This window comes from Acidimicrobiales bacterium (genome assembly GCA_041394245.1).
GTDB lineage: Bacteria > Actinomycetota > Acidimicrobiia > Acidimicrobiales > Aldehydirespiratoraceae > JAJRXC01.
Genome location: JAWKIR010000004.1, coordinates 319,053 through 330,767 on the forward strand (window position 1 = coordinate 319,053; position 11,715 = coordinate 330,767).

Here is an 11,715-nt window from a genome sequence, read left to right on the forward strand (position 1 = left end):
GCGATGTCCGCGCCCTGCCCTCCCGAGTCGACCGAGCAACACCTCGTCATCACCGGTGGCGGACCCCTGGAGGGGACGATTCGTGTCGGTGGCGCGAAGAACAGTGCGCTGAAGCTGATGGCGGCGACCCTCCTGGCCGAGGGCACCTACCGATTCGTCAACGTGCCCCGGATCACCGATGTCGCCCTGATGTCGGACCTGTTGCGAGCCACCGGCACCCAGGTGCACTGGGACGAATCGGGTGCAGTGCCGGTGTTGGTCATCGATGTCCCGTCAGTGATCGAACCCGTCGCGCCATACGAACTGGTGGAACAGTTCCGCGCCTCCATCGTGGTGTTGGGTCCGATGTTGGCCCGCTGCGGCGAGGCCCGGGTGGCGCTCCCCGGGGGCGACGACTTCGGGCCCCGACCCATCGACATGCACGTCCGAGGTCTTGCCGAACTCGGCGCCGAGTTCGAGACCCGCCACGGCTACATCCACGCCACGGCGCCGAACCTGCTCGGAGCCCGTGTGCTGCTCGAGTTCCCCAGCGTGGGTGCCACGGAGAACCTGCTGATGGCCGCCGTGCGGGCGAAGGGCACGACCGTGATCGACAACGCGGCGCGTGAACCCGAGATCGCCGACCTGTGCGAGCTGCTCAACAAGATGGGCGCCCGTATCGAAGGGTCCGGTTCCTCGACGCTGCTGATCGACGGTGTCGAAGAGCTCCACAGCGCCGACCACACGGTGATCGCCGATCGCATCGAGGCCGCGACCTATCTCGCCGCGCTGGGCATCGCGGGCGGTGAGGTGACCGTCGAGGGCGCTCGTCACGATCACATGGCCATGCTCTGTCAGAAGCTGGGAGAGATGGGTATGCGGATCTCGCCCGACGCGGGCGGCATCTGGGCGTTCTCGGGTCGCCGGCTACGGGCCAGCGATTGCTCCACGCTGCCGTACCCGGGGCTCGCGACCGACTTCAAGCCCTTCCTCGTCGCGCTGCTCGCGACAGCCGAGGGTGTGGGCATCGTGACCGAGAACCTCTTCTCGGGCCGGTTCCGCTATGTCGACGAACTCCGCCGGATGGGAGCCGACATCCGCACCGACAGCCACCACGCCGTCGTGCGCGGGGTCGAACGGCTTTCGGGTGCGCCGGTCAAGGCCCACGACATCCGCGCCGGCGCCGCTCTCGTGATCGCCGGGCTCGCTGCCGATGGTGAGACCACCGTCAGCGAGGCCCACCACGTGGCCCGGGGCTATGACGACATCGCGGCCAAGCTGCGCGGCATCGGCGCCGACGTCCGTCTGGTCTAGATCAGTCGTCGGCGTCGTCGACCGCGTCGGCCTGTCCGCCGCCCGCGCCGGCGGCGGCGGCATGGCGCAGCGCTCGCCGCCGAGCGACGGCCAACAGCCCGGCGAAGACCACGATCGGGCCGGCCACCAGCGCGATCTCGTCCCATCCGCCCTGATGGGCGAGGATGTCGAGCGAGTGCATGGTTCGAGGCTACGGGCCAACTCGTCGCCGCGGGAATACGGGGCCGACGTCGTGGTTGCCCTTGCTGCCCTGCCACACTGGTGGAAGTCCCGACGGAGGAACTCGTGCGCGAAAAGGTCGAGAAGGTCATCACCGCGATTCGCCCGGCGATTCAGGCCGATGAGGGCGACATCGCACTCGTCGGCGTCGACGAGGCGACCGGCGTGGTCACTGTCGAGTTGATGGGCGCGTGTGTCACCTGTCCGGCCTCGACGCAGACCCTCAAGGCCGGCATCGAGCGGATCCTGAAGGATCGCGTGGAAGGTGTCACCGAGGTCGTCGAGATCAACGCCGTCGGGATGAGCGAGAGCCCCGTCTCGCTCTAGCGATATCTAGCGACCGGCCTCGGCGAGGTTGCAGGCGTTGTTGATCAGACCGAGGTGCGAGTACGCCTGCGGATGGTTTCCCAGGCCGCGCCCGGTGTGGGGGTCGACCTCCTCGGGGATGAGGCCGGTGGCACCGGCGAGCGCGAGATAGCGACTGAAGAGGTGGCGGGCGTCGTCGAGGTCGCCGATGAGGATCTTGGCGTCGATGAGCCAGCTCGTCATCAGATTGAAGCCGCCCTCCTCGCCGGGGAGCCCGTCCTCGTGCGTGTAGCGGTAGACGGTGTCGCCGTCACGCAGCCACGTCTCGACCGCGTGCACCGTCGCGACGAAGCGAGGGTCGTCGGCCGCGACGAGACCGAACAGGCCGACGGCCAGTACCGACGCGTCGATGTCGGTGTCGTCATAGGCAGTCGTGAAGTGGCCCACGGTCTCGTTCCACCCGTGGGCGAGGATGTCCTCCGCGATGCGGCGTCGCAGGTCGTGCCACTCGGGTCGCTCTCGTCCGAAGACGTTCTCGGCGATGTCGATCGCCCGATCGACGGTGACCCAGCACATCACCTTGGAGTTGGTGTGGTGGCGGGGAGCGGAGCGGACCTCCCAGATGCCCTGGTCGGGCTCCACCCAGCGCTGATCGACCGCGCCGACGAGATCCTCGACCAGGCGCCAGTGCTTCGTCGACAGCGGGGCATCGATCGCCCCCAAGCGGTGGATGAGGTCGAGCACGGGACCGAAGACGTCGAGCTGCACCTGGTGATCGGCCGCATTGCCGACACGAACCGGCCGCGAACCGGCATAGCCGGCGAGTTCGTCGATGGAGGCTTCGGGTGGCAGTCGCTGGCCATCGACCGTGTAGAGCGGTGAGAGCCGTTCGGGGCCGACGTCGCTCGTCTCGATCACCCCCAGCAGCCAGTCGAGCAGCTCCATGGCCTCCTCGATCGACCCGAGCCTCACGAGCGCGGCGGCGGAGAGCGAAGCATCGCGGATCCAGCAGTAGCGGTAGTCCCACTGGCGTACACCGCCGATGAACTCGGGCAGGCTCGTGGTCGCGGCGGCGAGGATCGCGCCAGTGGGTCCGTAGCAGAGCGCCTTCAGCGTGAGCGCCGAGCGGCGGACCATGCCCGTCTCGACCGGGGGCAACTTCAGTTGGCGGGCCCAATCGGCCCAGAACGCATGGGTACGGGCGCGCCGTTCGGGTTCCTCGGACCGGTCGGGGCGCAGCGAGCCGGTGCCGCACCGGAGCTCGAGCGTGATCGGTCGGACACTCAGATCGACCGTCGCCGTCGCCGTCTGGTGCATGCCGTGATCGACGATCTCCCACTCGACTCCGGGGGACCGCAGGACGACGAGGTCGTGCGCGTTGACGATCTCCAGACCACCCTCGCGCACCTCGATCTTGGTCGGGAATCGACCGAAGTCGAGGCGGGGCGCGAAATCGATGACCGCCGAGCCCGACCCCTCGATCATCCGGACGAGGTCGGTCCGGCCGGCCATCCGGTTCGGTCGGCCCTCGGAGCAGTCGAGATAGTCCGTCACCGACATCTGGGCCCATTGCGTCCGCAGCACGAGTGAGTCGTCGATGTATGCCTGCGTGGGTTCGCCGTTGCCCTCGAAAGGGCGGACCGAGAAGTGGCCGGCGGCCGGTCCGCCGAGGATCTCGGCGAAGATGGCGGCGGAGTCGATGCGGGGAACACACATCCAGGTGATGCGGGCGTCGGGGGTCACGAGCGCGGCCGTCCGCTGATCGGACAGGATCGAATGGTCCTCGATGGCGGTGAGTCCGGCGCCGGCGAGCCACTCCGAGCGCCGGGCGCACAACTTGGCGAGCAGCACAGCCACCTCGTCCGGGGTCGAGACCCGGAACGCGGCTGCCGTGATTCCATCACCCACCTTCACACCGACGTCGGGGCCGGCGAGGGTGGCGAACGCGTCCTCATCGGTCACGTCGTCGCCGAGGAACAACACCGCGGTCGCGCCCACATTGGCGCGCACGGTGGCGAGCGCCCGCCCCTTGTCGGTGGGGATGACCAGTAACTCGCACACCATCTTCCCGTGGCGGACGGTCAGGTCGGGGGCCGCAGCGGCGATCCGGTCGAGGTCGGCGAGCACGTCGTCTATCCGTTCGGGCTCGACGTTGCGGTAGTGCACGGCGATCGATGCCGGCTTCTTCTCCAGCGTCACGCCTTCGTGGGATCCGGCGAGGGCCAGGAGTTCATCGGCCACGCGGTTGCGTAGGGCGCGGAGCTCGGGGTCGAGCTCGAGCGCGAAGTCGATGTCGAACTCGGTGCCGTGCGAACCCACGAGGTGGATCTCGGCGGGCAGTCGGGAGAGGGCAGCGAGATCGCGCAGCGAACGGCCCGAGATGACCGCGACCTCGGTCTGGGCGAGATTCGCGAGGCTACGGAGCGCGACGCTGGTCTCACGGAGCGGCAGTGCCTTCATGGGATCGTCGACGATCGGGGCGATCGTGCCGTCGTAGTCGCAGGCCACGAGAAGATTCGGTGTCTGAGCCAGCTGGTCGAGTCGGTCGGCGAGATCGGTGTTCGCGAGATCTGTGGTGGCGGTGAGGTCGCGGTTCACAACGCTTGACGCTACTTGCCGGAGCCGCTCGGCCGTCGGGAACTTCGTCGTGCCGTCAGTTGCCGTCAACGCAGGCGGTACCGTGTTGCCGGTGAGTGAGTCGTCGAACGAGTCCGGGATCACGACCTGCTATCGGCACGACGGCAACCGGGCCGGTGTTGTCTGCCAACGTTGCGATCGGCCGATCTGCACCCAGTGCATGCATCAGGCCTCGGTCGGTTTCCACTGCCCGGAATGTGTGAAGGGCGGCAAGCAACAGGTCTTCCGTGGACCGCCGGTCTTCGACCCGATCGTGACCAAAGTGCTGATCGGCATCAACGTGGCGGCCTGGTTGTGGTCCTCGTCGCAGTCGGGTTCGATCCAGCGCATCAGCGGTCAGGTGCTGCAGGACTTCGGTCTCTTCGGCGGCGACGGCTTCGCCATCGGCGTGGCCAACGGCGAGGTCTACCGGCTGTTCACCTCCGGCTTCCTGCACGACGGCATCATCCACATCGGCTTCAACATGTATGCGCTCTGGATTCTGGGCCCGCAGCTCGAGCGGGCGCTCGACCGGCCACGTTTCATCGCGCTCTATGTCGCCTCGCTGCTCGGTGGCGCCGCCGGGGTGATGCTGCTCGACCCCGATTCGTTCACCGTCGGCGCATCGGGTGCGGTGTTCGGTCTCTTCGGGGCGGTCGCGGTGATCCAACGCGCCGCCGGTGTCAGCATCTGGACCAGCGGCATCGGTCAGGTGCTCGCCCTCAACCTCTTGTTGACGTTCGCGATCCCGCGGATTTCGGTCGGCGGCCACGTCGGCGGCCTCGTGGCCGGTGCGGCCATCGGGGCCGTCTACATCGGGATGGTGCGGGCTGGTCAGAAGCCGTGGGTCGGTGCGGTGATCGCGACGGCGCTCGCCGTGGCGCTCGGTGTCGCCGCGACCGCGTTCGCCGTCAATCCCGTCTTCTGAGCCTGTCTTCTGCGCGATCAGGAGAAGCGGGCGGCGAGCAGCCGGAGGTTGCGGCGCCAGATGAGCTTCAGGACCCGACCGCCGACCAGCGCGCCGAGCGGGCCGCCCATCCACCACGGGAAGCGGAGATCCTCCTCCCACGCGAAGTGGGTGCCGCCGGAGGCGGTTGCCGTCAGCGTGAATCGGCCCGAACCCTCGACGAGGCCGACATGGCGAACGCCCATGACCGCCTCCGGTTCCCACTCGGTGATCTCCATCTTGTCGGTGAGGCGGAGAGGCCCGACCTTCGTCGCGCAGTCGAACGTGGTGCCCGCGCCGGCGGTGGACGACGAGGTGAAGGTGATCGACTCCGCGTCGTGCATCCACTCGACGTGACGGTCGATGTGTTGCACATCGGCCCAGACCACGGCGGGTGATGCGGGAATCTCGGTTTCGACGCGGATGCGAGCCATCGAGCAACCCTACGGGCCGGGTGAGGCCGGCGGATGCGGTCCGTCGGGTCGGTTCGCTAGGTTCTTCCAGGTGACCGATCCTTCCGATGACCGACCGTTCGACCTCGAGTTCTTCTGGGACCCCGTGTGCCCATTCGCATGGGTGACGAGCCGGTGGGTCACGCTCGTGGCGGAACAGCGGGACCTTCATGTCGACTGGCGTTTCATCGGCTTGCGCATCCTCAACGAAGACAAGGACTACGAGAAGGACTTCCCGCCCGGGTACCCCGAGTTCCACGCGCTCGGCCTTCGCGGCCTGCGGGTGGCCGCCGCGGTCCGTGCCGCCGAAGGGCGGGCCCTCATGGGACCGCTCTACACGAAGCTCGGCGAGGGGATCTGGAATCGGCTGCCCGACGGCTCGGGCGACATCCTCTCGGGCTACGACGAGGAAGCAGCCACGCGGTCCGCCCTCGTCGCGTGCGGCCTGGACGGTTCGTTCGCCGACCACCTCCACGACGAGTCGCAGGACGACATCATCCGGGCCGATACCGAGGACGCGCTCGGTCGCACCGGGCGCGACGTCGGCACACCGATCGTGGCGTTGGCCGACGATGGCCCGGCGTTCTTCGGGCCGGTGATCTCCCGGGTGCCGAGCGCCGATGAGGCAGGCGATCTGTGGGACGCCGTCATGACGCTCGCCCGATGGCCCGGCTTCAGCGAGATGAAGCGCAGCGCCCGCGAGTGGCCGCAGATCCCCCTGCTCACCGGTGAACCGGGGTGATGCCCGACCGCGTTCAGGAGAGGCGATAGACGCTGACATGGGCATCGGACTCGGGTCCGAGGTGCCCTCCGGTCCAGTCGGCGCTGCGGCGCTCGAGCGTGAAACCGTGCGCCGCGAAGAGCGAGTCGAGTTGCTCGGGCGTGCGATAGTGCAGAACCCAGGGTCGCATCACGATGCCGGCGGCGGAGATGTCGATGTGGTGGCCCTGGATGCGTTGCGCATCGGCGTCGTGCTGCGACACGCTCATCACCGCTCGATCGGCGGTGAGGTTGCGGACCGACACCCCGCCGTCGTTCATGCCTTCGAGCGGAGGAACGAAGGCCTCGACGGCGACGCACCCGCCGGGGCGTAGGGCCGCCGCAAGCGATGCCGCGCAGCGTTGTTGCGCGGCGTCGTCGGTGAGATTGAACCAGGTGTTGAAGGCTGCGAATGCCACGGCGAAGTGACCGGCGTCGACCGGAGGGGCAGCCATGTCGGCCTCGATCGCCCTGACGGCGTCGGCCCCCGGCTTCGTCGCGAGCCGGGCGAGCATGGCGGGGCTGGCGTCGACGCCGACCACCTCGAGACCGGTGGCCGCGATCGGGATCGCGAGGCGGCCGGTACCGACGCCGAGCTCCAGCACGGGCCCGCCGTCGGCGAGGGCCACCACCCCTGCGACGGTTGCGGCGACGTCGCTCACCACTCCGTACCAGTCGTCGTAGACGTCGGCGAAACTCTCGCCGTAGGTCTCGGGTCCGTAGCCGTCCATCGGCGCCAGTCTGCCGTGCGCCGGTGCGGGTCGTCTCTAGGCTGTGGGGATGGAGCGTGAGATCTACCTCGATCATGCGGCGAGCACGCCGATGCGTCGCGAGGCGCGCGACGCGTGGATCGCGGCAGCCGACATGCATCACGCCAACCCCACCGGATCCCACCGGGCCGCTCGCCATGCCCGCCGCGTCCTCGACGACGCCCGCGACGTGATCGCCGCCGCCCTCGGCCGCCCGCCCGCCGAGGTCGTGTTCACCAGCGGAGGCTCCGAGGCCGACAACCTCGCGATCCGCGGGGTGCTCGGTGCCCGTGGCGGGATGGCGGTGTGCTCGGCCGGGGAACACCACGCGGTGCTCGAACCGGTCGAACACGCCGGCGGGGTGGCCGTGCCGCTCGACCGTTGGGGGCGGGTGACCCCCGACACGCTGCGCGCCGTGCTCACGGGGCTCGACGACGTGTCGATCGTGTCGTTGATCGCCGTCAACAACGAGACGGGCGCGGTCAACGACCTGCCGGCGCTGACCGCCGTGGTCCGCGAGGTCGCGCCCGAGGCGCTCGTACACACCGACGCCGTGCAGGCGATGAGCTGGATCGATCTCGCAACCGCGGCGGCCGATGTCGACCTCGTCTCGATCACCGGCCACAAACTCGGCGGGCCGACGGGGACCGGCGCCCTCTTCGTGCGGCAGGGGATCACCCTCGACGCGCAGATCCTGGGCGGCGGGCAGGAGCGGGGCCGGCGGGCCGGCACGCCCGACGTCGCCGGTGCCGCCGCGTTCGCTGCCGCGGTCGACGCATCGCTCGCCGACCGAGAGGTCGAGGTGCAACGCCTCGGTGCGCTGCGCGACAGGCTGATCGCCGGCCTCGTCGACCGGCTCGGTGCGAGGGTGCGTCCAACGGTCGCGACGGCCGGCGACTACATCACCGTCGCCGCCGGCATCGCCCACGTCCTGCTGGCCGGGGTCGAGGCGGAAGCACTGTTGTTCCTCCTCGATGCCGAGGGCCTGTGCGCGTCGGCGGCATCGTCGTGTTCGAGTGGCGCGCAGGACCCGTCACACGTGCTCGCCGCGATGGGCATCGAGCGCGAGATCGCGGCCGGCTCGTTGCGGCTGTCGTTGGGCCACACCACCACCGATGCCGACATCGATGCGGCACTCGACCTCATCCCGCCCGCCGTCGAACGGCTCGTGGCTCACGCCTGAACGGTCACCGCTACCAGCGGACGAGCGAGCTGGCCCAGGTGAACCCGGCGCCGAAGGCGGCGATGCACACGAGCATCCCCGGCTCGAGCCGGCCCGCCTTGAGTGCCTCGTCGAGTCCGATCGGGATCGTCGCCGCGGTCGTGTTGCCAAAGCGTTGGATCGTGTTGAAGACCTTGTCGTCGTCCTCGATGCCGAGCTGCTTCGCGGCGAAGTAGTTGATGCGCATGTTGGCCTGGTGGAAGATCCAGAGATCGACGTCGTCGACCACGAATCCGTTGGCGTCGAGCGCTTCCATCGCGACCTCGGGCATGCGGGTCACGGCGTGCTTGAAGACCGTCTTGCCGTTCATCTTCGGCCAGTGGGCGCCGCGCTCCATCCAGTCACCGCTGTAGCGGTTCGGCGCGTAGGTCATCGACGGGCCCTCGATCCACAACTCCTTGGCATAGGTGCCATCGGCGTGGAGGTGTGACGAATAGATGTGGGGCTGGGTGTCGGGGTCGTCGACCTCGGTGGCCTGGAGCACTGCAGCGCCGGCCCCGTCGCCGAACAGCACCGAAACATCGCGACCGGCATCGGAGATGTCCATGCCCTTGGAGTGGATCTCCGCACCGACGAGCAACACGGTGTCGGCCATTCCGCCACGGATGAACATGTCGGCCTGAGCCATCCCGTAGACGAAGCCGCTGCACTGCTGACGCACCTCGATCGCAGGGATCTCGGGGCAGCCGAGCTTGGCCTGCAGGAAGCAGGCCGTACCGGGGAACTCGTGGTCGGGGCTCAGGGTCGCGAACACGATCATGTCGAGGTCTTGGGGCGTGACGCCTGCTGCGGCCATCGCCTTGTTGGCAGCCTCGAGTCCGAGGTCGCTCGTGGTCGTGTTGTCGGGCTCCACCCAGTGGCGTTCCTCGATTCCGGACCGCGTCCTGATCCACTCGTCGGACGTGTCCATCCACTGGCTCAGGTCGTCGTTGGTCACGATGCGGTCGGGCACGTAGGAGCCGACTCCGAGAATGCGGGTGCGTCGAGTCATGCCGGAGAACTTACGCTGATCATGTGAGTTCCGACCGCATCACCGACCCCGGGGTTACCCCGGCCGGCCCCGTGATGGTCATGATGTCGGGCGGCGTCGATTCGTCGGTGGCGGCGGCCCTTCTCCAGCAGGCCGGTCACGAGGTCGTCGGCGTCACCATGAAGCTCTGGGGCGGACCGAGCGACACCGGGTGCTGCGCCGTGAGCGATGTCGACGACGCCCGCCGGGTCGCCGACCGCCTCGGTATCGAACACCACGTCTTCAACTTCGGCGACGACTTCGAGCGCGACGTGGTCGGTCCCTACGTCGCCGACCATGCGGCCGGCCGCACACCCAATCCGTGCATCGAGTGCAACCGCCACCTGAAGTTCGACCGGCTGTTTCGGCGGGCCGACGCGCTGGGGTTCGCGACCGTGGCCACCGGGCACCACGCTCGCGTCGTCCGCACCCCCGACGGTCCGCGGCTCGCCCGGGGTGCCGATGCCGCCAAGGACCAGTCCTACGTGCTGCACGTGCTCGACGAATCGGTGCTGTCCCGCCTCCTGCTCCCGCTCGGGGGAATGACCAAGGCCGACGTGCGCCGTATCGCCGCCGAGCTCGATCTTCGCACGGCACACAAGCCCGAGAGCCAGGACGTCTGCTTCATCACCAACGAGCACGGTCGCAAGGCGTTCCTCGGCGATCGGATCCCGCTCAGGCCGGCGACGGTCGTCGACCACGATGGCGTTGCGGTGGGTGCGGTCGAGTCGGTGGAGTTGGTGACGATCGGCCAGCGCAAGGGGCTCGGCCTCGCCGGCGGCACCGACCCGCGCTACGTGATCGATGTCGACGCGGCCGGGGGCACCGTCACCGTTGGCGAGAAGGCAGATCTGCTCACTTCGGTCACCCCACTGGAGTCGTGGATGTGGACGGGCGCAGAGGGCGTCGGGGACGTGCTGCTCCAGTGCAGCGCCCACGGCACCGCCGAGTCCGGGCGAGTCGTCGACGGCGCGATCGAGTGGAGCGCACCGCACCGACGCATCGCCCCGGGTCAGAGCATCGTCGCCTATGCCGACGACATCGTCATCGGCGGCGGCATCGCCACCCGCCCCCCAGAAGGTATCTAGGGGTCAGACACCCATACTTTCTCGCATCGATCGCTGACCCCTGCCCGCGAGAAAGTATTGGTGTCTGACCCCGAAATACTTACCCCGGCGATGCCTTGTCGATGGGTACCTGTCAGACGATTCGGAAGCCGCGGGTCTGGGCGAGGGTCATGACGGCGGCCGGACGGCTGGGGGCGATCAGGAGGGCGCGTACATCGCGGTCTTCGGTCTCCTTGCGGCCTGCCACCATCGGGAGGGTCGCCGGCGCCGCGAGCTTCAACTCGAGGGCGAGTCCGAGCGCGGCGCCGGTCATGTCGTCGGCCGCCGTGTCGGCGAGCGCCGGCGCGAGTCCAGCGATCTCGCGTGACTGGAACAGCACTGGTTCGCGCATCACCGTCAGGTCGTGGACCACGAAGCCGTTGGGCACGAAGACGACGAACCGGTTGGTGAGCTGGTGCAGCGCCCGGGCGCCGAGGACAGCCGGTGGCCAGCCGACGACGGTGAGGATTCCGCCGAGCACCCACTGCTCGTCGGCGAGGAGGAGGGGACCGGCGCAGGCGCCCGCGACCACCACGGCCCATGTCGGGACCAGCAGCCCGACGAGCACCGGGCCGGGCGGCCGGAGTGCGAAACGGCGCTCCTCGCCGTAGCTGACCCCGTCGATGAACCGGTCGGCGAACGTCGGTGCGAGCACGACCCCCGCCGCCGCGATGGCGCTCAGGAGACCGACGACAGTCAGCGTCGTTTCGTCCGTCCCGACGGCCGCCCACACGGCCATCGGGACCGTCGCCGTCGCCCCGATGCGGGTGACCGTCAGCGTGATGGGCCGGGGTAGGGCGAGGGCGACGAGCACCTCGAGCCACCCCAGCCAGAGCGCCCAGCTGCATGCGGTTCGGAACAGATCACGCGTCGGGTCGAGGGCTTCCCCCAGCAGCGGTCCGAGCGTGAAGGGCTGGACGACCCACACGATGAAGGCGAGCCATCCGTTGAGCTTCTCGGGTTGTCCGCGAAGTCGTTCGATCATCGACGCAACGCTCCCACACCACCCCTCCTGCTGCCCACCCGCGTTGGTAGGGT

The 11,715-nt window shown here is 68.8% G+C and carries 12 protein-coding genes; 6 read left to right on the forward strand and 6 right to left on the reverse strand.

Annotation, left to right across the window (positions count from 1 at the left end; all coding sequences use genetic code 11):
* Window positions 1-3 precede the first annotated feature (3 nt).
* A complete protein-coding gene (gene murA, locus R2707_20290) occupies window positions 4-1,293 on the forward strand; it encodes a UDP-N-acetylglucosamine 1-carboxyvinyltransferase (GenBank protein ID MEZ5247439.1) in 1,290 nt (429 codons plus the stop codon).
* 1 nt (window position 1,294) lies between these two features.
* Here the strand turns inward: murA and R2707_20295 are convergent, their stop codons facing one another.
* The gene (locus R2707_20295; protein MEZ5247440.1) at window positions 1,295-1,474 is read right to left on the reverse strand and encodes a hypothetical protein; all 180 of its coding nucleotides are present in this window, start codon (window positions 1,472-1,474) and stop codon (window positions 1,295-1,297) included.
* A 104-nt stretch (window positions 1,475-1,578) separates the two neighbouring features.
* On the opposite strand from R2707_20295, the gene R2707_20300 reads away from it, so the two are divergent.
* Entirely contained in the window at window positions 1,579-1,839 is a 261-nt protein-coding gene (locus R2707_20300) for a NifU family protein (protein MEZ5247441.1), read from the forward strand.
* Between the two features lie 6 nt (window positions 1,840-1,845).
* Here R2707_20300 and otsB read toward each other — a convergent pair whose 3' ends face one another.
* Window positions 1,846-4,416 (reverse strand): trehalose-phosphatase, encoded by a 2,571-nt coding sequence (gene otsB / locus R2707_20305; protein ID MEZ5247442.1) that lies wholly within the window; start codon window positions 4,414-4,416, stop codon window positions 1,846-1,848.
* Window positions 4,417-4,507: 91 nt separating this feature from the next.
* Here otsB and R2707_20310 point away from each other — a divergent pair, with 91 nt between their 5' ends.
* Window positions 4,508-5,362 carry a rhomboid family intramembrane serine protease gene (locus tag R2707_20310; protein MEZ5247443.1) on the forward strand — a complete coding sequence of 285 codons (855 nt, stop codon included), beginning with the start codon at window positions 4,508-4,510 and terminating at the stop codon, window positions 5,360-5,362.
* 17 nt (window positions 5,363-5,379) lie between these two features.
* On the opposite strand, the gene R2707_20315 is transcribed toward R2707_20310, so the two are convergent.
* Complete coding sequence (locus R2707_20315; protein MEZ5247444.1) at window positions 5,380-5,814, reverse strand: SRPBCC family protein; 435 nt, start codon at window positions 5,812-5,814, stop codon at window positions 5,380-5,382.
* Window positions 5,815-5,884: 70 nt separating this feature from the next.
* On the opposite strand from R2707_20315, the gene R2707_20320 reads away from it, so the two are divergent.
* A complete protein-coding gene (locus R2707_20320) occupies window positions 5,885-6,574 on the forward strand; it encodes a hypothetical protein (GenBank protein MEZ5247445.1) in 690 nt (229 codons plus the stop codon).
* Between the two features lie 13 nt (window positions 6,575-6,587).
* Here R2707_20320 and R2707_20325 read toward each other — a convergent pair whose 3' ends face one another.
* On the reverse strand, window positions 6,588-7,322 hold the full coding sequence (locus tag R2707_20325; GenBank protein MEZ5247446.1) for a class I SAM-dependent methyltransferase: 735 nt from the start codon (window positions 7,320-7,322) through the stop codon (window positions 6,588-6,590).
* A gap of 49 nt (window positions 7,323-7,371) precedes the next feature.
* On the opposite strand from R2707_20325, the gene R2707_20330 reads away from it, so the two are divergent.
* The gene (locus R2707_20330) at window positions 7,372-8,523 is read left to right on the forward strand and encodes a cysteine desulfurase family protein (protein ID MEZ5247447.1); all 1,152 of its coding nucleotides are present in this window, start codon (window positions 7,372-7,374) and stop codon (window positions 8,521-8,523) included.
* Window positions 8,524-8,533: 10 nt separating this feature from the next.
* Here R2707_20330 and R2707_20335 read toward each other — a convergent pair whose 3' ends face one another.
* On the reverse strand, window positions 8,534-9,553 hold the full coding sequence (locus tag R2707_20335; GenBank protein MEZ5247448.1) for a beta-ketoacyl-ACP synthase III: 1,020 nt from the start codon (window positions 9,551-9,553) through the stop codon (window positions 8,534-8,536).
* A 23-nt stretch (window positions 9,554-9,576) separates the two neighbouring features.
* Between R2707_20335 and mnmA the strand changes: the two genes are divergently transcribed.
* A complete protein-coding gene (gene mnmA / locus R2707_20340) occupies window positions 9,577-10,659 on the forward strand; it encodes a tRNA 2-thiouridine(34) synthase MnmA (protein ID MEZ5247449.1) in 1,083 nt (360 codons plus the stop codon).
* 112 nt (window positions 10,660-10,771) lie between these two features.
* Here the strand turns inward: mnmA and R2707_20345 are convergent, their stop codons facing one another.
* Window positions 10,772-11,662 carry a hypothetical protein gene (locus R2707_20345; GenBank protein ID MEZ5247450.1) on the reverse strand — a complete coding sequence of 297 codons (891 nt, stop codon included), beginning with the start codon at window positions 11,660-11,662 and terminating at the stop codon, window positions 10,772-10,774.
* Window positions 11,663-11,715: the final 53 nt, after the last annotated feature.